This is a genomic window from Pseudomonas sp. P110(2024) (assembly GCF_057480795.1).
In genome coordinates, this window is record NZ_JBLIYT010000001.1 from 171,133 (window position 1) to 194,969 (window position 23,837).

Consider the following 23,837-nt stretch of genomic DNA (forward strand, 5'->3'; position numbering starts at 1 on the left):
AGCCTCCAGGGTAGTGGCGAAATGCCTGGCATGCGCAGTCATCCAGGCATCGGTCGCCCCATCTCGGTGCAAAGTCACTAGAATGGGCGGTCTCTCCAGCCACAGAACCTTCCCATGGACATCGATCAGGCCCGTACCTTCCTGGAAATTGTCCGCTGCGGCAGCCTGGTCGCCGCCGCCGAACGCCTGTTCGTGTCGCAGACCGCGATCACCGCCCGGGTCCAGCGCCTGGAGCAGCAACTGGGCTGCCAGCTGTTCGTGCGCAGCCGCAATGGCGCCAGCCTCACCAGCGACGGCGAGGCGTTCGTCCCTTATGCCAACCAGCTGGTGCAAACCTGGGAAGCAGCACGCCGTGACCTGCCGCTGCCCCAGGGCTGCCAACAGGTGCTGCACGTGGGCGCCGAAGTGAGCCTGGGCAATCCGATGCTGCTCGACTGGGTCAGCGCCCTGCATCACGAGCTGCCCAGCCACGCCATCCGCAGCGAGGTCAGCGACGGCGAATCGCTGCTGCGCAAGGTGCAGATGGGCCTGCTCGACGCCGCGCTGGTCTACCAGCCGACCTATGGTCCGGGCCTGCAGGTCGAGCAGTTGATGGAAGAGAAGCTGATCCGCGTGCGTCGGGCCGATGCGCCCGATCCCTATGTCTACATCGACTGGGGCGAGGCCTTCCGTCGCCAGCACGATGCGGCCCTGCCCGAGCTGTCACGCCCGGCCCTGAGCTTCAACCTTGGGCCGCTGGCTCTGCAGTTCATCCTCGACCGTGGCGGCAGTGGCTATTTCCGTACGCGCGTGGTGCAGGCCTACCTGCAGAACGGCGTGTTCGAGCGCGTGCCCCAGGCGCCGGAGTTCACCTACCCGACCTTCCTGGTGCATGCCCGCGAGCGCGACAGCGAGGCTTTGCAGCAGGCCTTCAACGTGCTGCGCCGGCTGGTGGCCGCTGGCGAAAGCGACTGGTCACAACGCTGGGATCCGTTGATCTGAGCCCGACGCGGCGGCGCTAAGCAGGTGTCGCTTGAGGCCGGCGATCAGGTCGGTCTGGGTGATCACCCCCACCAGACGCTCGCCGTCGAGCACCGGCAGGCAGTGCAAGCCTTGCTCGCCGAGCAACGGCAACAAGCGCTCCAGGGGCTGCCCGCAGTCGACACTGACCACCCGGCGACTCATCACCTGTTCCAGACGCACGGGCTGGCGACGGAACAGGCCACGCCAGCTGAATCGCCCACGGGCCATGGCCGCGCCGACCAGGTCGCTGAGGCTGACCATGCCGACCAGGTGGCCATCTTCCAGCACCGGCAAGGTCTTCAGGTGGTGATCGGCCAGCATCCGCCAAGCCTGCTCCAAGGTGGTGGCCGGAGTGGCGGCCTGAATATCGCGGGACATCACCAAGCACGCGGTGATGCCGCCCAGGCTGCGCTGCAGGGCATGCTGCTCGGTGGCCAGGATGATGCGTTCCAGCTCATCGCGGGTGACATCGACGAACTCGCCAATCTCTGCCAGGGCCTGGTCTAGGTCTTCGCCCCGGATACCGACCCGCTCGCCCGGCAGGGGATCGTGGGTATGGTGCGGGTCCTTGCGCGGCGCCGCATTCTTGGGATAGCGCACGCCGGTCAGGCGGTTGTATAGCACCGCCACCGCCACCAGCACCAGCGCGTTGAGCAGCACCGGTTCGAGCAGATGGTCCCCCATGGCCACAAGGCCCGGATCGGCCAGCACCGCGCTCACCGCCACGCCGCCACCAGGCGGGTGCAGGCAGCGCAGCAGGCACATCGCCAGGATCGCGACACCCAGCGCCGCCGCCGCCACCCACAGGCCATCACCGAAACCGTGGCGCATGGCCAGGCCCACCACGCCAGCCAGGGCATAACTGCCCAGCACCGGCCAGGGCTGGGCCAGGGGCCCGGAGTGCACGGCGAACACCAGCACCGCCGAGGCCGCCAGCGGCCCGAGCAGGTGCAGGGCGATGGACGGGCCGTAGGCCAGGCTGCACAAGTAGCCGGCGAGAAACAGGCCCAGCAGCGCGCCGAAGCCAGCGCGCAACCACTCTTTGCGAGGAATGTTCAGGGGCGCCGGGAGCAGGCGCTGCAAGCGGGATTGGGGACGCGAGGCAGGCATCGAGGTATTCGGATCGTGTTCTTGTGCGAAAAAAGAAAGCCCAGCGCGACCGGCCTGGGCCCTGTGTTGCGCAGTGCAATCGCGCAAGGGGCTCCGTCCATGGAGAGATGGAAACCGCAGGGTTTCGTGGGGAATGATTGTGCCGGGCGCGGGTGACCATGGGCCAATTCAAAAAACTGCGGCTGTACTGCAATTTTTTTGCAGGGTTGATCCGCCTTTCTTCAAGGCATACGCCATCCCTGTGGGAACGGCCTCGCCGATCAACGCCCCTTGCGCGGCAGGTCAATGCTGACCCGCAACCCGCCCTGGGGGCTTTCCAGCAGCGCAATCCGCCCGCCCCAGGCCTCGACGATATCGCGCACGATGCCCAGCCCCAGGCCATGGCCATCGACCTGCTCGTCCAGCCGCGAACCGCGTTCAAGCACCTGCAGGCGCTGCGTCTCGGGGATGCCCGGGCCATCGTCGTCCACCCACAGCCGGTAACCCTCGGCGGTCGGCGCGATACCCAGGCGCACCTCGCTGTCGGCCCATTTGCAGGCGTTGTCCAGCAGGTTGCCGAGCAGTTCCAGCAGGTCTTCGCGGTCCCAAGGCAACAACAACCCGGGCGGTACATCGCGCTCGAGCAGCAGGCCCTCGCCATGGATCATGCCCAGCGTCGCCAGCAGCCCGGGCAACTCAGCGTCGCAGTCGAACTGCGCCCCCGGCAGCGCATCGCCGGCCAGGCGCGCGCGGTTGAGCTCGCGGGCCAGGCGCTGCTGGATCTGCTCGAGTTGCTCGCGCATCTGCGCACGTACCTCAGGCAATCCTTGGAGGCGCTCGCTGGCGGCCAGGCTGAGCAGGACCGCCAACGGTGTCTTCAAGGCATGGCCGAGGTTGCCCAGGGCATTGCGCGAGCGGCGCAAACTGTCCTCGGTGTGGGCCAGCAGGTGGTTGATCTGGTCCACCAGCGGTTGCAGCTCGCTGGGCACCTCGGCGTCCAGTTGCGAGCGCTGGCCCTGCTGCAACTGGGCGATCTGCTGACGCGCCCGTTCCAGTGGACGCAGCGAACGGGTCACGGTGATGCGCTGCAGCACCAGCACCAGCAGCAGCGCCACCAGGCCCAGGCCCAGGCCGATCTGCTGCATGCGCCGAAAGCCCTCGCGCACCGGCGAATAGTCCTGGGCCACGCTGATCGAGATGTCCTGCCCCAAACGCCGGTAATCGCCGCGATAGGCCAGCAGCTGCTGGCCCTCGGGCCCCAGCTCGTGACCATCGTCCAGCCCCGGCTTGCCGGGCTTGGGCATGTCCATGTCCCACAACGAACGCGAGCGCCAGGTGCCCTGGTCGAAATCGATGCGAAAGTAGTAGCCCGAGAATGGCTGCTGGTAGGCCGCCGACAGCCGTCGCTCGTCCAGTTGCAAACCGGACGGGCCGCGCACCAGCGCCACCAGCAGGTTCTCGCTTTCCTTGCGCAGGCCGGCTTCCAGGTAGCGCTGCAGGCCGGCTTCGAACAGCCACAGGGTCAACTGCGCCAGGACCAGCCCCACCACCACCAGCACCGCCACCAGGCCCAGGCTCAGGCGCGCCTGGATCGACTTCACGCGGTGCTCCCGGCGTACACGTAGCCCTGACCGCGACGGGTCTCGATCACGCTGCGCCCAAGCTTGCGCCGCAGATGGTTGACGTGAACTTCCAGCACATTGGAATCGCGCTCGGTTTCACCGTCATACAAGTGCTCGGCCAGGTGGCTCTTGGACAGCACCTGCCCCGGGTGCAGCATGAAGTAGCGCAGCAGGCGGAACTCGGCGGCGGTGAGCTGGACATCGACGCCTTCGCGGCTCACGCACTGGCGCGATTCGTCCAGGTGCAGGCCGGCCGCTTCCAGCTTCGGCTGGTTGGCCACCCCCTTGGCCCGGCGCAGCAGGGCCTGGATGCGCAGTTGCAGCTCCTCGGGGTGGAAGGGCTTGCTCAGGTAATCGTCGGCGCCAGCCTTGAGCCCCTCGATCCGCTCGGCCCAGGAACCGCGGGCGGTGAGGATCAGCACCGGAGTGGCCAAGCCGCCCGCCCGCCACTGCGCCAGCACCTCGAGCCCCGGCAGACCGGGCAGGCCGAGGTCGAGGATGATCAGGTCATAGGGTTCGCTCTGGCCCTGGTACACCGCGTCGCGGCCATCGGCCAGCCAGTCCACGGCGTAGCCCTGGCGTTGCAGGGCGGCGGTCAGTTCATCGGCCAGGGGGACATTGTCCTCGACAAGCAACAGGCGCATCTCAGTCGTCTTCCTCGTCTTTGAGCAACTCGCCGGTGCGGGCATCGAGCTTGATCTCGCGTACCACGCCGGCCGGGGTCAGCAGTTCGACCTCGTACTCGTAGCGCTCGTGCTTTTCTTCCAGCTCCGCCTCCAGCAGCCGCGCCCCGGGGTAACGCCCCAGGGCGGACTCGAGCAGTTGCTCGAGCGGCAGGATGATGCCCTGTTGCCGAAGCGCCAGGGCTTCATCCTGATCCAGGTCGCGCGCGGCGGCCAGCGAGCAGACGGTCATCAATGCGAAGGCAAGATAGCGCGTCGTTCGCGGTAGATCGCTCATCAGTTGTCCCGGGCGTCTCGCAGCACTTCACCGGTCTTGGCATCGACGTCCACGTCCCACTCTGCCTTCTGCGCATCACGCAGCTCGACCTTGAGCACGTAGCGGCCATAGGTGTTTTCCAGCTCGGAATCCGTGATTGTGGCGTCTGGGTGTTTGGCCTTGGCGATGTCTGCGATTTTTTGCAGCGACTGAACGGTACCCGCCTTTTCCAGGGCACTGATCTCGTGAGCCGGCACATCGGCCAGGGCAACACTGGCGCCAAGTGTCAGGGCGGCGGCAGTAACAATGGCAGTCAAAGTTTTCATGAGGTTCTCTCCAGCGAGATGTGTAATTTGTCTACGGGGTTAAGATTAACCACCGGCCCTTAACTCAACCTGAAAACAGCTGGCCGCATGATAGCGCAGCTCTTGATGCCCATGCGCAGCCCCTTGCAGGAGCACCTCGGCAAGGCCGCCAAATCCCCTATACTGCCCGCCTGCCCCACCCGAGACCCCGCCATGAGCGCGATTCACATCAAGTACCCCGCCCTGACATTCAAGGCCGGCCAGCGTGCCCTGCGGCAGATCCGCGAACGCGGCCTGCGGGCCGAAGATGTCGGTGTGTTGCCGGGCGCCGCCGGTGGCCCCAAGCCGCTGGGGATCCAGGGCCTGGACCTGGCGTTGTTCGGTGAATGGCTGACCAGCGCGCCGCGCCAGCGTGCGCTGATCGGCGCCTCGATCGGTGCCTGGCGCTTCGCCAGCGCCTGCCTCGACGATCCGGTCGCCGGCATCCGCCGCCTGGGCGAGCTGTACACCGAGCAGGACTTCGCCAAGGGCGTGACACCCAAAGAGATCAGCCAGAGCTGCCAGCGCATGCTCGACGACCTGCTGCAAGGCCGCGACGGGCAGGTCCTGGCCAACCCGCACTACCGCCTGAACATCCTGGTGGTGAAGAGCCATGGCCAGCTCGCCCACGACCACCGCGGCCGTCTGGGCATGGGCCTGTCCTCGGTGATCGCCAGCAACCTGCTGGGACGCGCGCGCCTGGGCCGGCATTTCGAGCGGGTCATCCTCCACGACCAACGCGCCGCGCCGCCGCTGGAGCCACTGACCGACTTCCCGTCGCGCAGCCTGCCGCTGGACCTGGCCAACCTGCGCCACGCCCTGCTCGCCTCGGGCTCGATCCCCATGGTCATGGAAGGCGTGCGCGACATCCCCGGCGCCGGGGCCGGCACCTACCGCGACGGCGGCCTGCTCGACTATCACCTGGACCTGCCCTACCAGGGCGACGACCTGGTGCTCTACCCGCACTTCACCGACAAGGTGGTGCCCGGCTGGTTCGACAAGGCCCTGCCCTGGCGCAAAGGCGACGCCACGCGCCTGCAGAACGTGCTGCTGATGACCCCGTCACCGCAGTACCTGGCCGCCCTCCCCTACGGCAAGCTGCCAGACCGCAACGACTTCAAGCGTTTCATGGGCGATGCGTCGGGCCGCAGGCGCTACTGGTACCAGGCCATGGCCGAAAGCCGGCGCCTGGGCGACGAACTGCTGGAACTGATCGCCACCGGGCGGTTGCAGGATCGGTTGCAAGCCTTGTAGCGGGCATGCTGGTAGACTGCGCGCATCGTTGATTCACACAGAGTTATGCCAGCGTGGAAATCTTTAAGGAATTTACCTTCGAATCGGCTCACCGCCTGCCCAACGTCCCTGCCGGCCACAAGTGCGGTCGCCTGCATGGCCACTCGTTCAAGGTTGCCCTGCACCTGACCGGCCCGCTCGATCCGCACACCGGCTGGATCCGCGATTTCTCCGAGATCAAGGCGATCTTCAAGCCGATCTACGAGCAGTTGGACCACAACTACCTGAACGATATTCCAGGCCTGGAAAACCCCACCAGCGAAGTGATCGCCAAGTGGATCTGGGACCAGGTCAAGCCGCTGCTGCCGGAGCTGTCGAAGGTGCGGATCCATGAGACCTGCACCAGCGGGTGCGAGTACACCGGCGACTGATCTGCACCGACCTTTTCGCGGGTAATCCCGCGAAGAGGCCAGCACCGTTACCCCAGAGCTTCAGCCCTGCCCGCGGTCCAGGGCGTCTCGCAAAAAGCTCGGCGCGATATAGCGCTGGTAATGCGCCTCCGACAACAGGAAAAACTCCCGGTCGATGGCATCGCGCAACTGCGGCAGTTCCCAGTCGCGAAACTCCGGCAGCAGCGCCATCCCGTACGCCTCCAGGTCACGGATCATCCGCGCCCCACGGGCGATCAGCTGATACGCCCAGCAATACTCGGACTGGTGCGCGACGAAGCGGACCGAGCGCTGCTCCAGCTGCTGGCGCAGCAGCGCTTTGTCGAACACTTCCAGCTTGGCCATCATCACCTGCACCAGCAGTTGCTCCAGGCGCAGCCACACCGCGCGCTTCTGCTCGTCGTCGTAGCCGTTCCAGTGGATCACTTCGTGGTGAAAGCGCTTGCAGCCGCGGCACACCAGGTCGCCGTAGACCGTGGAGCACAGGCCGACGCAAGGGGTCTTGATGGATTGGTTGGACATGTAGAAACAACAGCTTGGCGGTGGAACACCGGTTCATGTTAGCCCTTTGTCTAACCAGGGTCACCCGTTAAAGTCATCTACGCCGCCTTACTTTCGGCTTATTTTTGCCGTAGAATCATCCCGCCTTTTCAAGGCAACAATGTCCGTTGGAAGCTGTTTTCAAAGCGTCACGAGCACAGTTAATCCGGTAGAACGGCGTTGGCCCTGTCCATGCAAGCGTGCATGGCCATGGCCAACCCCTCATCAGCCTTCCGTTCTACAGGCGTAAAACTTTGAAAGCAGCTTCTGTAAGGATTCTCTGCGACCCTGGCTTGCCGGCCCAAAAAGCCGTCTTGAGCGCATGGGTGCATGGGAATGCTGGATGAGCGTCCCGGACTCCCTTTAGGGACCACTGATGAGGGTAATAACTGTGCTTGAAGCCTACCGCAAACACATCGAAGAGCGTGCCGCTCTGGGTATCGTGCCCCAGCCGCTGAACGCCGAACAAACTGCAGGCCTGGTCGAGCTGCTGAAAAACCCGCCGGCCGGCGAAGAAGCCTTCCTCGTAGACCTGATCACCAACCGCGTTCCGCCAGGAGTGGACGAAGCCGCCTACGTCAAGGCCGCGTTCCTCTCCGCCGTCGCCAAGGGTGAAGCCAAATCCCCGCTGATCGACCGCAAGCACGCCACCGAGCTGCTGGGCACCATGCAGGGCGGCTACAACATCGAGACGCTGGTCGCGCTGCTGGACGACGCCGAACTGGGCGCCGTCGCGGCCGAACAGCTCAAGCACACCCTGCTGATGTTCGACGCCTTCCACGATGTGGCCGAAAAAGCCAAGGCGGGCAACGCCCACGCCAAGGCCGTGCTGGAATCCTGGGCTGCCGGCGAGTGGTTCACCAGCCGTCCGGCGATCGCCGACAAGTACACCCTGACCGTGTTCAAGGTGCCTGGCGAAACCAACACCGACGACCTGTCCCCTGCTCCGGACGCCTGGTCGCGCCCTGACATCCCGCTGCACGCCCTGGCCATGCTGAAGATGGCCCGCGACGGCATCGAGCCTTCGCAGCCAGGTTCGGTCGGCCCGCTGGCCCAGATCGAAGCCATGAAAGCCAAAGGCTTCCCGGTTGCCTACGTCGGTGACGTGGTCGGCACCGGCTCCTCGCGCAAATCCGCCACCAACTCGGTGCTGTGGTTCTTCGGCGACGACATTCCGTACGTGCCGAACAAGCGCGCCGGTGGTTTCTGCTTCGGCACCAAGATCGCCCCGATCTTCTACAACACCATGGAAGACGCCGGCGCCCTGCCGATCGAGTTCGACTGCACCAACCTGGCCATGGGCGACGTCATCGACGTCTACCCGTTCAAAGGTGAAGTGCGCCGCCACGGCAGCGACGAACTGGTCACCCACTTCGAGCTGAAGACCGAAGTACTGCTCGACGAAGTCCGCGCCGGCGGCCGTATCCCGCTGATCGTCGGCCGTGGCCTGACCGAGAAGGCCCGCGCCGAACTGGGCCAGGCCCCATCGGACCTGTTCAAGAAACCCGAGCAGCCAGCCGCTTCGACCAAGGGCTTCACCCTGGCGCAGAAGATGGTTGGTCGCGCCTGCGGCCTGCCGGAAGGCCAGGGCGTGCGTCCAGGTGCCTACTGCGAGCCGAAGATGACCACCGTCGGTTCCCAGGACACCACGGGCCCGATGACCCGCGACGAGCTGAAAGACCTGGCGTGCCTGGGCTTCTCCGCCGACCTGGTGATGCAGTCGTTCTGCCACACCGCGGCCTATCCGAAGCCGATCGACGTCACCACCCACCACACCCTGCCAGACTTCATCCGCACCCGTGGCGGCGTGTCGCTGCGCCCGGGCGACGGCATCATCCACAGCTGGCTGAACCGCATGCTGATGCCTGACACCGTGGGTACCGGTGGCGACTCGCACACCCGCTTCCCGATCGGCATCTCGTTCCCGGCAGGTTCCGGCCTGGTGGCCTTCGCCGCCGCCACCGGCGTCATGCCGCTGGACATGCCAGAATCCGTGCTGGTGCGCTTCAAGGGCAAACTGCAGCCAGGCATCACCCTGCGTGACCTGGTCCACGCGATCCCTTACTACGCCATCCAGAAGGGCCTGCTGACCGTCGAGAAGAAAGGCAAGAAGAACATCTTCTCCGGCCGCATCCTCGAGATCGAAGGCCTGAACGAGCTGACCGTCGAGCAAGCCTTCGAGCTGTCCGACGCCTCGGCCGAACGTTCCGCCGCCGGTTGCACCATCAAGCTGCCAGAGAAGGCCATCGCCGAGTACCTGCAGTCCAACATCACCCTGCTGCGCTGGATGATCGGCGAAGGCTACGGCGATGCCCGCACCCTGGAGCGCCGCGCCCAGGCCATGGAAGCCTGGCTGGCCAAGCCTGAGCTGCTGTCGGCCGACGCCGACGCCGAGTACGCCGAAATCATCGAGATCGACCTGGCCGACGTCAAGGAGCCTGTGCTCTGCGCGCCGAACGACCCGGACGATGCCCGCCTGCTGTCCTCGGTACAAGGCGAGAAGATCGACGAAGTGTTCATCGGCTCGTGCATGACCAACATCGGTCACTTCCGCGCTGCCGGCAAGCTGCTGGACAAGGTCAAGGGCGGTATTCCGACCCGTCTGTGGCTGGCTCCGCCAACCAAGATGGACGCCCACCAGCTGACCGAAGAAGGCTACTACGGCATCTACGGCAAGGCTGGCGCGCGCATGGAAATGCCAGGCTGCTCGCTGTGCATGGGTAACCAGGCACGTGTGCAGACCGGTTCGACCGTGGTCTCCACCTCGACCCGTAACTTCCCGAACCGTCTGGGCGACGCCACCAACGTGTACCTGGCCTCGGCCGAGCTGGCTGCTGTCGCTTCGATCATCGGCAAGCTGCCGACCGTCGAGGAGTACATGCAGTACGCGAAAGACATCGACAGCATGGCTGCCGACGTCTACCGCTACCTGAGCTTCGACCAGATCGCCGAGTTCCGCGAAGCGGCGGCCAACGCCAAGATCCCGGTGGTTCAGGCGTAAGCTGAGCAGGACGTTGTAGAAGAAAGCCCCGGTAGCGATACCGGGGCTTTTTTGTTGGATTTACGATCCTGTCGCGGGGCAAGCCCGCTCCCGCGTCAACATGAATTTCCCCACGCGGGAGCGGGCTTGCCCCGCGATTGTCGTCAGATCACGAACAGATCAACGAACCTGTGCACCGGCATCACCTCCAGCGCCTGCTGATCCTTGCACACGTCCAGGATCGCCTCACAGCGCTGCCGCGCGAACCGCGTCGCCAGGTTCTCGCGGAACTTGGCCTCGAGCAACGGCATCCCCTCCTCCCGCCGCCGCCGATGCCCGATCGGGTACTCCACCACCACCTGCGGCGTGTGCGAGCCATCCCTGAAGAACACTTGCACGCCATTGGCGATGGAGCGCTTGTCGGGCTCCAGGTACTCGCGAGTGAAGCGCGGCTCCTCGACGATCACCATCTTCTCGCGCAGGCGGTCGATGCTCGGGTGCGCGGCGTGGAAGGCATCCTCGTAGTGCTCCGCCACCAGGTCACCGAAGATCAGCGGCACGGCGGTCATGTACTGCAGGCAGTGGTCGCGGTCGGCGGCGTTGGCCAGCGGCCCCTCCTTGGAAATGATGCGGATCGCCGACTCATGGGTGGTGATGACGATCCGGTCGATCTCGTGCAGGCGGTTGCGCACCTGCGGGTGCAGGGTCACTGCAGCCTCGCAGGCGGTCTGGGCGTGGAACTCGGCGGGGAAACTGATCTTGAACAGCACGTTTTCCATCACGTAGCTGCCCAACGGCTGCGGCAGGCGCAGTTCACGCAGCGGCTCGGGCTTGAGCGCCAAGTCCTTGTTGGTGTGGCTGAACGACACATCGTAGAAGCCCCACTGTCTGGCGGTCAGCGCACCGGGCACGCCCATCTCGCCACGCAGGGCAATATCGGCCAGGCGCACGCCGCGACTGGAGGCATCCCCCGCCGCCCACGACTTGCGCGACCCGGCGTTGGGCGCGTGACGGTAGGTGCGCAGGGCCTGACCATCGACGAAGGCGTGGGACAGCGCCGACAGCAACTGCTCGCGATTGGCGCCCATGAGCCTGGCGCAGACCGCCGCGGAGGCGACCTTGACCAGCAGCACATGATCCAGGCCGACCCGGTTGAACGAATTCTCCAGCGCCAGCACGCCCTGGATCTCGTGGGCCATGACCATGGCATCGAGTACCTCGCGCATGACCAGGGGCGCCTCGCCATTGGCCACACGCTTTTGCGAGAGGTGGTCGGTGACCGCCAGGATGCCGCCGAGGTTGTCCGAGGGGTGGCCCCACTCCGCCGCCAGCCAGGTGTCGTTGTAGTCCAGCCAGCGGACGATGCAGCCAATGTCCCAGGCGGCCTTGACCGGATCGAGGCGATAGCTGGTACCAGGCACGCGGGCGCCATGGGGGACAAGGGTGCCCTCGACCAGCGGGCCTAGGTGCTTGGTGCATTCAGGAAAGCGCAGGGCCAGCAGGCCGCAGCCCAGGGTGTCCATCAGGCAATAGCGGGCGGTGTTCAGGGCTTCGGCGCAATCGACGCGGTAGCCAAGCACGTAGTCGGCGAGGGTCTGCAGGACCTGGTCGTAGTCGGGGCGGGTGTTGAGGTCTACGTTTGCGCTCATATACAGCTCCCTTCTGGATTGCCGGGGCCGCTTTGCGGCCCCAACCAACGAAAGCCGAACGCTAGATGCCTTAGAAACTATCACCGGGCACGCGCACCCAGCCCTCCATCAGCACCCGAGCGCTTCGGCTCATGATTGCCTTGGTCACGGTCCACTGCCCATCCACCTGACGCGCCTCGGCCCCGACCCGCAACGTCCCGGACGGATGACCGAAACGCACGGCACTGCGTTCACCGCCACCGGCGGCAAGGTTGACCAGCGTCCCCGGGATCGCTGCGGCGGTGCCGATGGCGACCGCCGCGGTGCCCATCATCGCGTGGTGCAGCTTGCCCATCGACAACGCACGCACCAGCAGGTCGACGTCCTCGGCTGCGACAACCTTGCCACTGGAGGAGGTATAGCCGGTCGGCGCCGCGACGAACGCGACCTTCGGCGTGTGCTGGCGCCCGGCGGCCTGGTCGATGTGCTCGATCAGCCCCATGCGCACCGCGCCATGGGCACGGATGATCTCGAAACGCTGCAATGCCGCGGCATCGCCGTTGATCGCGTCCTGCAGCTCGGTTCCGGTATAGCCGATATCGGCGGCATTGACGAAGATGGTCGGTATGCCGGCGTTGATCAGGGTCGCCTTGAAGGTGCCGACACCCGGCACCTCGAGGTCGTCGACCAGGTTGCCGGTAGGGAACATCGCCCCGCCGTCACCGTCCTCGTCGGCGGCCGGATCAAGGAATTCCAGCTGCACCTCGGCGGCCGGGAAGGTCACGCCATCGAGCTCGAAATCGCCGGTTTCCTGCACCTCGCCTTCGGTGATCGGCACATGGGCGATGATGGTCTTGCCGATATTGGCCTGCCAGATCCGCACGGTGGCGATACCATTGCGCGGAATCCGACTGGCATCGACCAGCCCGCTGCTGATGGCGAACGAGCCGACCGCGGCGGACAGGTTGCCGCAGTTGCCGCTCCAGTCGACGAAGGCCTTGTCGATCGACACCTGGCCGAACAGGTAGTCGACGTCGTGGTCGGGCTTGATGCTCTTGGACAGGATCACCGTCTTGCTGGTGCTGGAGGTGGCGCCGCCCATGCCGTCGATCTGCTTGCCGTACGGGTCGGGGCTGCCGATCACCCGCAGCAGCAGGGCGTCGCGGGCAGGACCAGGAATCTGCGTCTGCTCGGGCAGGTCCTGGAGGCGGAAGAACACGCCTTTGCTGGTGCCGCCGCGGATATAGGTGGCGGGAATTTTGATCTGGGGTACGTGAGCCATTGTCTTGGGCATCCTGATAGTCCGGTGAAGTACCCTGGGGCTGCCCTGCTGCCCTTTCGCGACACAAGGCCGCTCCCACAGGTACTGCGCCGCTCGTTGTGGGAGCGGCCATGTGTCGCGAAAGGGCCGCAAAGCGGCCCCCGTTTCATGCTCAGGCCGCCCCCTCCAGGAAGTCCTGGGCAAAGCGCTGCAACACCCCACCCGCCTCGTAGATCGATACCTCTTCGGCGGTATCCAGGCGACAGGTCACCGGCACCTCGACACGCTCGCCATTGCGCCGCGTCACCACCAGGGTCAGCGTCGCCCGTGGCGTGCGCTCGCCGAGCACATCGTAGGTCTCGCTGCCGTCCAGGCCCAGGGTCTTGCGGTCGGTGCCCGGCTTGAACTCCAGCGGCAGCACGCCCATGCCCACCAGGTTGGTGCGGTGGATACGCTCGAAGCCTTCGGCGACGATGGCCTCGACACCTGCCAGACGCACGCCCTTGGCCGCCCAGTCACGGGACGAGCCCTGGCCGTAGTCGGCACCGGCGATGATAATCAGCGGCTGCTTGCGCTCCATGTAGGTCTCGATGGCCTCCCACATGCGGGTCACCTTGCCTTCCGGCTCGAGGCGCGCCAGCGAACCCTGCTTCACGCTGCCGTCGTCCTTGCGCACCATTTCGTTGAACAGCTTGGGGTTGGCGAAGGTGGCGCGCTGGGCGGTCAGGTGGTCACCGCGGTGGGTGGCGTAGGAGTTGAAGTCCTCCTCCGGCAGGCCCATCTTCGCCAGGTACTCGCCGGCGGCGCTGTCGAGCATGATGGCATTGGACGGTGACAGGTGGTCGGTGGTGATGTTGTCCGGCAGCACCGCCAGCGGGCGCATGCCACGCAGGGTACGCTCACCGGCCAGGGCGCCTTCCCAATACGGCGGACGGCGGATGTAGGTGCTCATCGGGCGCCATTCATACAGCGGCGCGACTTTCGGCCCCTTGTCTTCCTCGATGGTGAACATCGGGATGTACACCTGGCGGAACTGCTCAGGCTTGACCGAGGCGCGCACCACGGCGTCGATCTCTTCATCGCTCGGCCAGATGTCCTTCAGGCGAATCTCCTTGCCGTCGACCACGCCCAGCACATCCTTCTCGATATCGAAGCGGATGGTGCCGGCGATGGCGTAGGCCACCACCAGCGGCGGCGAAGCCAGGAACGCCTGCTTGGCGTACGGGTGGATGCGCCCGTCGAAGTTACGGTTGCCCGACAGCACGGCGGTGGCGTACAGGTCGCGGTCGATGATTTCCTGCTGGATCACCGGGTCCAGCGCGCCGGACATGCCGTTGCAGGTGGTGCAGGCGAAGGCGACGATGCCGAAGCCCAGCTGCTCCAGTTCCTGCTCCAGCCCTGCTTCCTTGAGGTACAACTGCACGGCCTTGGAGCCCGGCGCCAGCGACGACTTGACCCATGGTTTGCGGACCAGGCCGAGCTTGTTGGCGTTGCGCGCCAGCAGGCCGGCGGCGATCACGTTGCGCGGGTTGCTGGTGTTGGTGCAACTGGTGATGGCGGCGATGATCACCGCGCCATCGGGCATCTGCCCAGGCACTTCTTCCCATTGGCCGGCGATGCCCTTGGCCGCCAGGTCGCTGGTGGCCACGCGGGCGTGCGGGTTGGACGGGCCGGCCATGTTGCGCACCACGCTCGACAGGTCGAAGCTCAGGGCGCGCTCGTACTCGGCCTTGGCCAGGCTGTCGGCCCACAGGCCGGTGGCCTTGGCATAGGTTTCCACCAGCTGCACTTGCTGGTCATCGCGGCCGGTGAGCTTGAGGTAGTCGATGGTCTGCTGGTCGATGGCGAACATCGCCGCGGTGGCGCCGTATTCCGGGGCCATGTTGGAGATGGTGGCGCGGTCGCCCAGGGTCAGCGCGCTGGCGCCGGCGCCGTGGAACTCCAGGTAGGCGCCTACCACCTTCTGCTTGCGCAGGAACTCGGTGAGCGCCAGCACCAGGTCGGTGGCGGTGATGTTCGGCGCCAGGCGACCGGTCAGCTCGACGCCGACGATCTCCGGCAGGCGCATCCACGAGGCGCGGCCGAGCATCACGTTCTCGGCCTCCAGGCCGCCGACGCCAATGGCGATCACACCCAGGGCATCCACGTGCGGGGTGTGGCTGTCGGTGCCGACACAGGTGTCCGGGTAGGCCACGCCGCGATCGTTGTGGACCACCGGCGACATCTTCTCCAGGTTGATCTGGTGCATGATGCCGTTGCCCGGCTGGATCACGTCGACGTTCTTGAAAGCCTGCTTGGTCCAGTTGATGAAGTGGAAACGGTCTTCGTTGCGGCGATCCTCGATGGCACGGTTCTTCTCGAACGCCTGCGGGTCGAAGCCGCCGCACTCCACGGCCAGCGAGTGGTCGACGATCAGCTGCACCGGCACCACCGGGTTGACCTGGGCCGGGTCGCCGCCTTTATCTGCAATGGCATCGCGCAGGCCGGCCAGGTCGACCAGGGCGGTCTGGCCGAGGATGTCGTGGCAGACCACGCGGGCGGGGAACCAGGGGAAGTCGAGGTCGCGCTTGCGCTCGATCAGCTGTTCCAGCGAGGCGTTGAGCGTGGCCGGATCACAGCGGCGCACCAGGTTCTCGGCCAGCACGCGGGAGGTGTACGGCAGGCCGTCGTAGGCGCCGGGCTTGATCGCCTCGACCGCGGCACGGGCGTCGAAGTAGTCCAGGGCGGTGCCTGGCAGGTTCTTGCGGAATGCGGTGTTCATATCGTTATCGGGCTCGGTCACGGTGTTCAGTAGGCAGGTCTGGCCTTGGGGGGCGCTGCGCGCCCCTTTCGCGACACAAGGCCGCTCCTACAGGGACTGCGCCGCACCTGTGGGAGCGGCCTTGTGTCGCGATAGGGCTGCACAGCAGCCCCAGCGCTCTATCAGTCAACGCTGCTCGATCGGCACGAACTGGCGTTGCTCGACGCCGACGTACTCGGCGCTCGGGCGGATGATGCGGTTGTTGGCGCGCTGTTCGAACACGTGCGCGGCCCAACCAGTCAGGCGCGAGCAGACGAAGATCGGGGTGAACAGCTTGGTCGGGATGCCCATGAAGTGGTACGCCGAGGCATGGTAGAAGTCGGCGTTGGGGAACAGGCGCTTCTGCTCCCACATGGTCTTGTCGATGGCCTCGGAAACCGGGTACAGGACCTTGTCGCCGACTTCATCGGCGAGTTGCTTGGCCCAGCCCTTGATCACCTCGTTGCGCGGATCGGACTCTTTATAGATGGCGTGGCCGAAGCCCATGATCTTGTCCTTGCGCTCGAGCATGCGCAGCAGCTCGGCAGTGGCTTCCTGCGGAGTCTGGAAGCGTTCGATCAGCTCCATCGCCGCTTCGTTGGCGCCGCCGTGCAGCGGGCCGCGCAACGAGCCGATGGCCGCGGTCACGCAGGAGTACAGGTCGGACAGGGTCGAGGCGCAGACCCGGGCGGTGAAGGTCGAGGCGTTGAACTCGTGCTCGGCGTAGAGGATCAGCGAGACGTTCATCACCTTGACGTGCAGCGCGCTCGGCTTCTTGCCATGCAGCAGGTGCAGGAAGTGGCCGCCGAGGGTGTCCTCGTCGCTGGTGCAGTCGATGCGCACGCCGTGGTGGGTGAAGCGGTACCAGTAGCACATCACCGCCGGGAACAGCGCCAGCAGGCGATCGGTCTTCTCACGCTGGGCGTCGAAGGTCAGTTCCGGCTCCAGGGTGCCGAGCACCGAGCAGCCGGTGCGCATCACGTCCATCGGGTGGGCATCGCGCGGGATGCGCTCGAGCACTTCCTTCAGCGCTTGCGGCAGGTCACGCAGCCCCTTGAGCTTGCGCTTGTAGTCGGCAAGCTCCGCCTTGCTCGGCAGCTCGCCGTACAGCAGCAGGTAGGCGACTTCCTCGAACTCGGCGCCGGCGGCCAAGTCGCGCACATCATAGCCGCGGTAGGTCAGGCCGGCCCCGGCCTGGCCGACGGTCGACAGCGCGGTCTGGCCGGCCACCTGGCCACGCAGGCCAGCGCCACTGAGTACTTTTGCTTCGGCCATGGTGTTTCTCCTTTCTTGAATTTGTTATCGAAGTCTTTTCTGGCTAATCGGGTATCGGGCCTGTTCGCCGGCAAGCCGGCTCCTACAGGGCGACGTGCGCTTGAATCATCCCTTCTTCTGCGCGAACAGCGCATCGAGGCTCTGCTCGAAGGCGTGGTAGCCGATGGCATCGTAGAGCTCCATGCGGGTCTGCATGGTGTCGATCACGTTCTTCTGCGTGCCGTCACGGCGCAGTGCGGTGTAGACGTTCTCGGCCGCCTTGTTCATGGCGCGGAAAGCCGACAGCGGGTAGAGCACCAGCGACACGTCGACCGAGGCCAGCTCCTCGGTGGTGTACAGCGGCGTGGCGCCGAACTCGGTGATGTTGGCCAGGATCGGCGCCTTCACCCGGTCGGCGAAGGTCTTGTACATCGACAGCTCGGTAATGGCTTCCGGGAAGATCATGTCGGCGCCGGCCTCGATGCAGGCGGCAGCGCGGTCCAGGGCGGCGTTCAGGCCTTCCACCGCCAGCGCGTCGGTGCGCGCCATGATCACGAAACTGTCGTCGCTGCGGGCATCCACGGCGGCCTTGATGCGGTCGACCATCTCCTGCTGCGAGACGATCTCCTTGTTTGGGCGATGGCCACAGCGCTTGGCGCCGACCTGGTCCTCGATATGAATGGCCGCGGCGCCGAACTTGCTCATCGACTTGACGGTGCGGGCGACGTTGAAGGCCGAGGCGCCGAAGCCGGTGTCGACATCCACCAGCAGCGGCAGGTCGCATACATCGGTGATGCGCCGTACGTCGGTGAGCACGTCGTCCAGGCCGCTGATGCCCAGGTCCGGCAGGCCCAGGGAGCCGGCGGCGACACCGCCGCCGGACAGGTAGATGGCCTTGAAGCCGGCACGCTTGGCCAGCAGGGCGTGGTTGGCGTTGATGGTCCCGACCACCTGCAGCGGATGTTCGGCGGCGACCGCGTCACGGAAACGCTGGCCGGGCGTGCTCTTCACTGTCATGACTCACCTCGTGGGCTATTGTTGTCGGCACCTTGGTAGTGGCGCTCGATATTGCGTTTGGACGCGCCGATGTGGCGGCGCATCAGGAGTTCTGCCAGTTCGCCGTCGCGGGCTTCGATCGCATCGAGGATGCGGTGGTGCTCGGCGAAGGCCTGGCGCGGGCGGTTGGGCGTGCTGGAGAACTGGATGCGGTACATGCGCACCAGTTGGTACAGTTCGCCGCAGAGCATCTTGTACAGGGTCTGGTTGCCGCTGCCCTGGATGATCCGGTAGTGGAAGTCGTAGTCGCCTTCCTGCTGGTAGTAGCCCTGGCCGGCCTGGAACGCGGCGTCACGCTCGTGGGTGTCGAGCACATGGCGCAGCTCGTCGATGGCCGCCTGGCTCATGCGTTCGGCGGCCAGGCGGCAGGCCATGCCTTCGAGGGATTCGCGGATTTCGTACAGCTCGATCAACTCGGCATGGCTGAGCGACACCACCCGGGCGCCGACATGGGGCACGCGCACCAGCAGGCGCTGGCCCTCCAGGCGGTGGATCGCCTCGCGCAGCGGGCCGCGGCTGATGCCGTAGGTGCGCGCCAGCTCCGGCTCGGAGATCTTGCTGCCGGGGGCGATCTCGCCCTTGACGATGGCGGCCTGGATGCGCCGGAAGACGTGCTCCGAGAGGGTCTCGGTCTCGTCCTGAGGCAGCGTGGTGGCCGGGGCTGTGTCCAGCATGATTGTCGACACCTTCAAAATCAGTGACGCCAAAACTAGCCAAATAGAGGAATGAAGTCAAAGACAAAAAGAATATTGTCGACAATCGTCTAATAACGAACTTACCCCGCCTTCATGGGGTCTGATCGCGGGCGCGCTGGCGTCAAGACATCGGCGTGATAGAATGCCGCGCTCCTTCGGGAGCATGGATAGTGTGTCTGTCATCATTTCATGTTGTTGACAGATCAATGAGGACGCTTGGCCAGTCGCCTTGCCCTGAAACCTGCACAGCACCGCGCCAGGATTATGAGACTCAAACCCGCTTTATTGCTGCTCTGCCTGACCCTGCTGCCGGCGCTCGCGCCCGCGGCCGAGAAAACCGTGTACGGCCTGAACGAATATGCCCGCCTGGGCGACCTTGACCTGGAAGTGGCGGCCAAGCTCGACACCGGCGCCAAGACCGCCTCGCTCAGCGCCCGCGACATCAAGCGTTTCAAGCGCAACGGCGAGAGCTGGGTGCGCTTCTACCTGGCCATCGACGCCGCGCACAAGCACCCCATCGAACGCCCCCTGGCCCGCGTCAGCAAGATCAAGCGCCGCGCCGGGGACTATGATGCCGACTCGGGCAAGGCCTACACTGCCCGCCCGGTCATCGAACTCGAGATCTGCATGGGCCAGACACAACGCACCATCGAGGTCAACCTCACCGACCGCAGCGCCTTCCAGTTCCCGCTGCTGATCGGTTCCGAGGCCCTCAAGCACTTCGGTGCGCTGGTCGACCCAAGCCTTAAATACGCGGCCGGCAAACCTGCCTGCGCCACCGAAGCTCCCAAAGCAGAGTAATTCCGATGCGCTCTCTTACCCTTCACCTGAAAGTCCTGATCACCGTCCTGGTGCTGCTGGGCATCGCGATCACGGCCTACCAGATCTTCGCCCTCGGCATCCCGGTGACCGAGGACGAGACCGACGACCTGTGGAACATCGACGCCAAGGTCGAGTTCGTCGCCAGCGCCAAGGACCCGGTCAAGGTGCAGATGTTCGTGCCCCCGCTGAACCGTGACTACGTGAGCCTCAACGAGAGCTTCATCTCCAACAACTACGGGGTCAGCGTCAACCGCGCCGACGGCAACCGCAAGGTGACCTGGTCGGCCCGTCGCGCCAGCGGCAACCAGACCCTCTACTACCGCCTGGTGCTGACCAAGCGCTACAGCAACGAAAAGACCAAGATCAAGGGCCCGACCTTCCGCGACAGCCTGGCCGTCGAGGGCCCGGAGAAGATCGCCGCCGAAGCGCTGATGGCACCGATCCGCCAGCACTCGGCCGACGTCGAGACCTTCGTCAGCGAGACCATCAAGCGTGTCAACAATGTCAACGACGACAACGCCAAGCTGCTGCTGGCCGGCGACAACTCACCGCTGAAGAAGGCCCAGGTCATCGACCTGCTGCTGTCCATCGCCCACGTGCCGCTGGAGAAGGTTCACACCATCCGCCTGGTGGCCGACACCCCGCAGAGCCCCGAACTGTGGCTGCGCAGCTTCAACGGCAACGACTGGCTGTACTTCAACCCGGAGACCGGCGAGCAGGGCCTGCCCAGCGACCGCCTGCTGTGGTGGACCGGTGACGACAACCTGATCACCGTCGATGGCGGCAAGAAGGCCACCGTCACCTTCAGCATGAACAACAGCGAGATGAACGCCATCCGCCTGGCCAAGCTGACCGACGAGAACACCGACGCCGACTTCCTCGAATACTCGCTGTACGGCCTGCCGCTGCAGACCCAGCAGACCTTCATGATCATGGTGATGATCCCGATCGGCGTGCTGGTGATCCTGGTGCTGCGCAACCTCATCGGCATCCAGACCCTGGGTACCTTCACCCCGGTGCTGATCGCCCTGGCCTTCCGCGAGACCCAGCTGGGCTTCGGCATCATCCTGTTCACGGTGATCACCGCCCTGGGCCTATCGCTGCGCTCGTACCTTGAGCACCTCAAGCTGCAGATGCTGCCGCGCCTGTCGGTGGTGCTGACCTTCGTCGTGGTGCTGATCGCCGCCATCAGCCTGTTCAGCCACAAGCTGGGCCTGGAGCGCGGCCTGTCGGTGGCACTGTTCCCGATGGTGATCCTGACCATGACCATCGAACGCCTGTCGATCACCTGGGAAGAGCGTGGCGGTGGCCATGCCATGAAAGTGGCCGTTGGCACCCTGTTCGCCGCCTCCATCGCGCACCTGCTGATGACCGTGCCGGAAGCGGTGTACTTCGTCTTCACCTTCCCGGCGGTACTGCTGATCCTGGTGGGCTTCATGCTGGCGATGGGTCGCTATCGCGGCTACCGCCTGACCGAGCTCGTGCGCTTCAAGGCATTCCTGAAGAAGGCTGACGCCTGATGTTCGGCCTGATCAAGACGTGGAAAGCCCTGGAGGCCCGGGGCATCATGGGTATCAACCGGCGCAACGCGGACTACGTGCTGAAGTACAACAAGCGCCACCTGTACCCGATCGTCGACGACAAGATCATCACCAAGGAGCGTGCCCTGGCAGCCGGCATCCATGTGCCGGAGATGTACGGCATCATCGAGACCGAGAAGCAGATCGAGAAACTCGACGAGATCATCGGCGGGCGCAGCGACTTCGTCATCAAGCCGGCCCAGGGCGCCGGCGGTGACGGCATCCTGGTGATCGCCGACCGCTTCGAGGACCGCTACCGCACGGTCTCCGGCAAGATCATCAGCCACGAGGAGATCGAGCACCAGATCTCCAGCATCCTTACCGGCCTGTACTCGCTGGGCGGGCACCGCGACCGCGCGCTGATCGAGTACCGGGTCACCCCGGACCAGATCTTCAAGAGCATCAGCTACGAAGGCGTGCCGGACATCCGCATCATCGTGCTGATGGGCTACCCGGTGATGGCCATGCTGCGCCTGCCGACCCGCCAGTCTGGCGGCAAGGCCAACCTGCACCAGGGCGCCATCGGCGTGGGCGTTGACCTGGCCACCGGCCTCACCCTGCGCGGCACCTGGCTGAACAAGATCATCAGCAAGCACCCGGACACCACCAACGCGGTGGACGGTGTGCAGTTGCCGAACTGGGACGGTTTCATGAAGCTTGCCGCCAGCTGCTACGAGCTGTGCGGCCTGGGCTACATCGGCGTGGACATGGTTCTGGACCAGGACAAGGGCCCGCTGATCCTCGAGCTCAACGCCCGCCCCGGCCTGAACATCCAGATCGCCAACGACTGCGGCCTGACCCAGCGCACCCACGCCATCGAGGCGCACCTGGAGATGCTGGCCAAGGAAGGTCGCAGCGAGGATGCCGAGCAGCGCGTGAAGGTCTCGCAGGGATTGTTCGGGCACGTCAATCCGCTATAGCCCAGGCCCTGCGCAATCCCTGCAGGAGCGGCCTTGTGTCGCGAAAGGGCTGCAAAGCAGCCCCAGAATTTCAGCGTTTATGCAGAGATTGCCGGGGCCGCTTTGCGGCCCTTTCGCGACACAAGGCCGCTCCTACAGGGGGACTGCGCAGAACCGGACGATGAATGTCGTTGCCAGTGCTAGGCGCATTTCCCGCACGGGTCTACAATCGCCCACCTCGCTTGTTCATCGCCGTCCATCCTGATGCCGACCTGTACGCTCCACCCCCTGCCTTACCAGCCCGACCCCGCCTTCTACTTCGAACGCCTGCGCCGCGCGCCCGGTGCGATCCTGCTCGACAGCGCCCGCCCAGGTGCCGAACGCGGTCGCTACGACCTGCTCAGCGCCTGGCCTTTGCAGCAGTTGCAGGCAAATCCCGAGGAGGACGGTCGCGACTACCTGCAGCGCCTACGCCAGGCCTTGGCCGAGCTGGGGACGGCACAACTGCCCGAGGGCATCGAACTACCGTTCGCCGGTGGCCTGATCGGCTACCTGAGCTACGACTTCGGCCGGCGCCTGGAGCAGTTGCCGACACACGCGGTCGACGATCTCGGCCTGCCCGATGCCCGGCTGGGGCTGTATGCCTGGGCACTGGTGTCCGACCATCGGCTAAGCAGCAGCCAACTGGTCTTTCACCCGAGCCTGCCCCAGACCGAGCGGCAACGGCTCATCGCGCTGTTCGACGCCAGCGCCCCGGGCGACACCGGCGACTTCCGCCTGCTCGCGCCCATGACCGGCGATCTTCGCCCCGAGCATTACCGGGCGGCGTTCGACCAGGTGCAGCGCTACATCCAGGCCGGCGACTGCTACCAGATCAACCTTACCCAGCGCTTTCGCGCCCCCTGCCTGGGCGACCCATGGCGCGCCTACCTGGCCCTGCGCGCTGCCTGCCCGACGCCGTTCTCCGGCTACCAGCAGTTGGATGAAGGCACTGCGCTACTGAGCTTTTCCCCCGAGCGCTTCATCCGTGTCAGCCAGGGCGAGGTCGAGACGCGCCCGATCAAGGGCACCCGCCCGCGCGCCGCCGATCCGGTGGAGGACGCACGCAACGCCGCCGAGCTGCTGGCCAGCCCCAAGGACCGCTCGGAAAACCTGATGATCGTCGACCTGCTGCGCAACGACATCGGCCGCACCTGCCAGACCGGCTCGGTGAAGGTACCGGAGCTGTTCAGCCTGGAGAGCTACCCCAACGTTCATCACTTGGTCAGCAGCGTGGTCGGCCGCCTGGCCGCCGGCAAGGACGCCCTGGACCTGATCGCCGGCAGCTTCCCCGGCGGCTCGATCACCGGTGCGCCGAAGATCCGCGCCATGCAGATCATCGACGAGCTGGAGCCGGCGCGCCGGGCGCTGTACTGCGGCTCGCTGCTGTATGTCGACGTGCGCGGCGAGATGGACAGCTCCATCGCTATCCGCAGCCTGCTGGTCAAGGATGGCCAGGTCAGTTGCTGGGGTGGCGGCGCGGTGGTGGCCGACTCGCACTGGCAGGCCGAGTACGAGGAGTCGATCGCCAAGGTGCGGGTGCTGATGGAAACGCTGCAGGCCTTGTAAGACTCGGTGGGAGCGGGCTTGCCCCGCGATCGCCAGGCGTCTGCCCCGCCATTTTTT

The 23,837-nt window shown here is 65.5% G+C and carries 20 protein-coding genes; 8 read left to right on the top strand and 12 right to left on the bottom strand.

The features are described 5' to 3' along the window. The first annotated feature begins 114 nt into the window (after nucleotides 1–114). Entirely contained in the window at nucleotides 115–981 is an 867-nt protein-coding gene (locus AC25ND_RS00830; protein ID WP_028692593.1) for a LysR family transcriptional regulator, read from the top strand. On the opposite strand, the gene AC25ND_RS00835 is transcribed toward AC25ND_RS00830, so the two are convergent. The 5 genes from AC25ND_RS00835 to AC25ND_RS00855 all read right to left on the bottom strand — a co-directional run bounded on the left by AC25ND_RS00835 (nucleotide 955) and on the right by AC25ND_RS00855 (nucleotide 4,978). Then, nucleotides 955–2,112 carry an HPP family protein gene (locus tag AC25ND_RS00835; protein ID WP_028692594.1) on the bottom strand — a complete coding sequence of 386 codons (1,158 nt, stop codon included), beginning with the start codon at nucleotides 2,110–2,112 and terminating at the stop codon, nucleotides 955–957. The genes AC25ND_RS00830 and AC25ND_RS00835 overlap by 27 nt on opposite strands. Before the next feature lie 260 nt (nucleotides 2,113–2,372). Further along, nucleotides 2,373–3,692, bottom strand: coding sequence for a sensor histidine kinase (locus AC25ND_RS00840; protein WP_062359480.1), 1,320 nt, complete (start codon nucleotides 3,690–3,692; stop codon nucleotides 2,373–2,375). Continuing rightward, nucleotides 3,689–4,357 (bottom strand): response regulator transcription factor, encoded by a 669-nt coding sequence (locus AC25ND_RS00845; protein ID WP_028692596.1) that lies wholly within the window; start codon nucleotides 4,355–4,357, stop codon nucleotides 3,689–3,691. Before AC25ND_RS00845 ends, AC25ND_RS00840 begins: the two co-directional genes overlap by 4 nt. 1 nt (nucleotide 4,358) lies before the next feature. After that, a complete protein-coding gene (locus tag AC25ND_RS00850) occupies nucleotides 4,359–4,673 on the bottom strand; it encodes a PepSY domain-containing protein (protein WP_062359482.1) in 315 nt (104 codons plus the stop codon). Next, nucleotides 4,673–4,978: a PepSY domain-containing protein gene (locus AC25ND_RS00855; protein ID WP_062359484.1), complete on the bottom strand. Its 306-nt coding sequence runs from the start codon at nucleotides 4,976–4,978 to the stop codon at nucleotides 4,673–4,675. Before AC25ND_RS00855 ends, AC25ND_RS00850 begins: the two co-directional genes overlap by 1 nt. Before the next feature lie 192 nt (nucleotides 4,979–5,170). Between AC25ND_RS00855 and AC25ND_RS00860 the strand changes: the two genes are divergently transcribed. Together AC25ND_RS00860 and queD are read left to right on the top strand one after the other, a co-directional pair. Then, nucleotides 5,171–6,250, top strand: coding sequence for a patatin-like phospholipase domain-containing protein (locus AC25ND_RS00860; protein ID WP_028692599.1), 1,080 nt, complete (start codon nucleotides 5,171–5,173; stop codon nucleotides 6,248–6,250). A 53-nt stretch (nucleotides 6,251–6,303) separates the two neighbouring features. Beyond that, nucleotides 6,304–6,660, top strand: a complete 357-nt coding sequence (queD, locus tag AC25ND_RS00865) for a 6-carboxytetrahydropterin synthase QueD (protein ID WP_023630589.1) — start codon at nucleotides 6,304–6,306, stop codon at nucleotides 6,658–6,660. A 60-nt stretch (nucleotides 6,661–6,720) separates the two neighbouring features. Here the strand turns inward: queD and AC25ND_RS00870 are convergent, their stop codons facing one another. Beyond that, the gene (locus tag AC25ND_RS00870) at nucleotides 6,721–7,200 is read right to left on the bottom strand and encodes a DUF1289 domain-containing protein (RefSeq protein ID WP_028692600.1); all 480 of its coding nucleotides are present in this window, start codon (nucleotides 7,198–7,200) and stop codon (nucleotides 6,721–6,723) included. A gap of 409 nt (nucleotides 7,201–7,609) precedes the next feature. Here AC25ND_RS00870 and acnB point away from each other — a divergent pair, with 409 nt between their 5' ends. Beyond that, entirely contained in the window at nucleotides 7,610–10,219 is a 2,610-nt protein-coding gene (gene acnB, locus AC25ND_RS00875; protein WP_062359486.1) for a bifunctional aconitate hydratase 2/2-methylisocitrate dehydratase, read from the top strand. A gap of 143 nt (nucleotides 10,220–10,362) precedes the next feature. Here the strand turns inward: acnB and prpD are convergent, their stop codons facing one another. The 6 genes from prpD to AC25ND_RS00905 all read right to left on the bottom strand — a co-directional run bounded on the left by prpD (nucleotide 10,363) and on the right by AC25ND_RS00905 (nucleotide 18,850). Continuing rightward, the gene (gene prpD / locus AC25ND_RS00880) at nucleotides 10,363–11,847 is read right to left on the bottom strand and encodes a 2-methylcitrate dehydratase (RefSeq protein WP_028692602.1); all 1,485 of its coding nucleotides are present in this window, start codon (nucleotides 11,845–11,847) and stop codon (nucleotides 10,363–10,365) included. Nucleotides 11,848–11,917: 70 nt separating this feature from the next. After that, nucleotides 11,918–13,108, bottom strand: coding sequence for a 2-methylaconitate cis-trans isomerase PrpF (prpF, locus tag AC25ND_RS00885; protein ID WP_062359488.1), 1,191 nt, complete (start codon nucleotides 13,106–13,108; stop codon nucleotides 11,918–11,920). A 151-nt stretch (nucleotides 13,109–13,259) separates the two neighbouring features. Continuing rightward, complete coding sequence (acnD, locus tag AC25ND_RS00890) at nucleotides 13,260–15,848, bottom strand: Fe/S-dependent 2-methylisocitrate dehydratase AcnD (RefSeq protein WP_028692604.1); 2,589 nt, start codon at nucleotides 15,846–15,848, stop codon at nucleotides 13,260–13,262. 165 nt (nucleotides 15,849–16,013) lie between these two features. Further along, nucleotides 16,014–17,141: a bifunctional 2-methylcitrate synthase/citrate synthase gene (gene prpC / locus AC25ND_RS00895; protein ID WP_028692605.1), complete on the bottom strand. Its 1,128-nt coding sequence runs from the start codon at nucleotides 17,139–17,141 to the stop codon at nucleotides 16,014–16,016. A gap of 105 nt (nucleotides 17,142–17,246) precedes the next feature. Next, nucleotides 17,247–18,137, bottom strand: coding sequence for a methylisocitrate lyase (gene prpB, locus AC25ND_RS00900; RefSeq protein WP_028692606.1), 891 nt, complete (start codon nucleotides 18,135–18,137; stop codon nucleotides 17,247–17,249). Continuing rightward, on the bottom strand, nucleotides 18,134–18,850 hold the full coding sequence (locus AC25ND_RS00905) for a GntR family transcriptional regulator (protein ID WP_028692607.1): 717 nt from the start codon (nucleotides 18,848–18,850) through the stop codon (nucleotides 18,134–18,136). Before AC25ND_RS00905 ends, prpB begins: the two co-directional genes overlap by 4 nt. Nucleotides 18,851–19,135: 285 nt before the next feature. Between AC25ND_RS00905 and rloA the strand changes: the two genes are divergently transcribed. From rloA to pabB, 4 genes are all read left to right on the top strand, one after another. Beyond that, on the top strand, nucleotides 19,136–19,672 hold the full coding sequence (rloA, locus tag AC25ND_RS00910; protein WP_028692608.1) for a retropepsin-like aspartic peptidase RloA: 537 nt from the start codon (nucleotides 19,136–19,138) through the stop codon (nucleotides 19,670–19,672). 5 nt (nucleotides 19,673–19,677) lie between these two features. Continuing rightward, nucleotides 19,678–21,213: an osmotic stress tolerance membrane protein RloB gene (gene rloB / locus AC25ND_RS00915; RefSeq protein WP_062359491.1), complete on the top strand. Its 1,536-nt coding sequence runs from the start codon at nucleotides 19,678–19,680 to the stop codon at nucleotides 21,211–21,213. Continuing rightward, nucleotides 21,213–22,193 carry an alpha-L-glutamate ligase-like protein gene (locus tag AC25ND_RS00920; protein WP_028692610.1) on the top strand — a complete coding sequence of 327 codons (981 nt, stop codon included), beginning with the start codon at nucleotides 21,213–21,215 and terminating at the stop codon, nucleotides 22,191–22,193. Before rloB ends, AC25ND_RS00920 begins: the two co-directional genes overlap by 1 nt. Nucleotides 22,194–22,436: 243 nt before the next feature. After that, complete coding sequence (gene pabB, locus AC25ND_RS00925) at nucleotides 22,437–23,780, top strand: aminodeoxychorismate synthase component I (RefSeq protein ID WP_069016186.1); 1,344 nt, start codon at nucleotides 22,437–22,439, stop codon at nucleotides 23,778–23,780. Nucleotides 23,781–23,837: the final 57 nt, after the last annotated feature.

Coding starts and splice junctions, on each gene's coding strand:
- AC25ND_RS00830 (WP_028692593.1), top strand. CDS start 115: ATGGACATCGATCAGGCCCGTACCTTCCTGGAAATTGTCCGCTGCGGC.
- AC25ND_RS00835 (WP_028692594.1), bottom strand. CDS start 2,112: ATGCCTGCCTCGCGTCCCCAATCCCGCTTGCAGCGCCTGCTCCCGGCG.
- AC25ND_RS00845 (WP_028692596.1), bottom strand. CDS start 4,357: ATGCGCCTGTTGCTTGTCGAGGACAATGTCCCCCTGGCCGATGAACTG.
- AC25ND_RS00850 (WP_062359482.1), bottom strand. CDS start 4,673: ATGAGCGATCTACCGCGAACGACGCGCTATCTTGCCTTCGCATTGATG.
- AC25ND_RS00855 (WP_062359484.1), bottom strand. CDS start 4,978: ATGAAAACTTTGACTGCCATTGTTACTGCCGCCGCCCTGACACTTGGC.
- AC25ND_RS00860 (WP_028692599.1), top strand. CDS start 5,171: ATGAGCGCGATTCACATCAAGTACCCCGCCCTGACATTCAAGGCCGGC.
- AC25ND_RS00870 (WP_028692600.1), bottom strand. CDS start 7,200: ATGTCCAACCAATCCATCAAGACCCCTTGCGTCGGCCTGTGCTCCACG.
- prpD (WP_028692602.1), bottom strand. CDS start 11,847: ATGAGCGCAAACGTAGACCTCAACACCCGCCCCGACTACGACCAGGTC.
- prpF (WP_062359488.1), bottom strand. CDS start 13,108: ATGGCTCACGTACCCCAGATCAAAATTCCCGCCACCTATATCCGCGGC.
- acnD (WP_028692604.1), bottom strand. CDS start 15,848: ATGAACACCGCATTCCGCAAGAACCTGCCAGGCACCGCCCTGGACTAC.
- prpC (WP_028692605.1), bottom strand. CDS start 17,141: ATGGCCGAAGCAAAAGTACTCAGTGGCGCTGGCCTGCGTGGCCAGGTG.
- prpB (WP_028692606.1), bottom strand. CDS start 18,137: ATGACAGTGAAGAGCACGCCCGGCCAGCGTTTCCGTGACGCGGTCGCC.
- AC25ND_RS00905 (WP_028692607.1), bottom strand. CDS start 18,850: ATGCTGGACACAGCCCCGGCCACCACGCTGCCTCAGGACGAGACCGAG.
- rloA (WP_028692608.1), top strand. CDS start 19,136: ATGAGACTCAAACCCGCTTTATTGCTGCTCTGCCTGACCCTGCTGCCG.
- rloB (WP_062359491.1), top strand. CDS start 19,678: ATGCGCTCTCTTACCCTTCACCTGAAAGTCCTGATCACCGTCCTGGTG.
- AC25ND_RS00920 (WP_028692610.1), top strand. CDS start 21,213: ATGTTCGGCCTGATCAAGACGTGGAAAGCCCTGGAGGCCCGGGGCATC.
- pabB (WP_069016186.1), top strand. CDS start 22,437: ATGCCGACCTGTACGCTCCACCCCCTGCCTTACCAGCCCGACCCCGCC.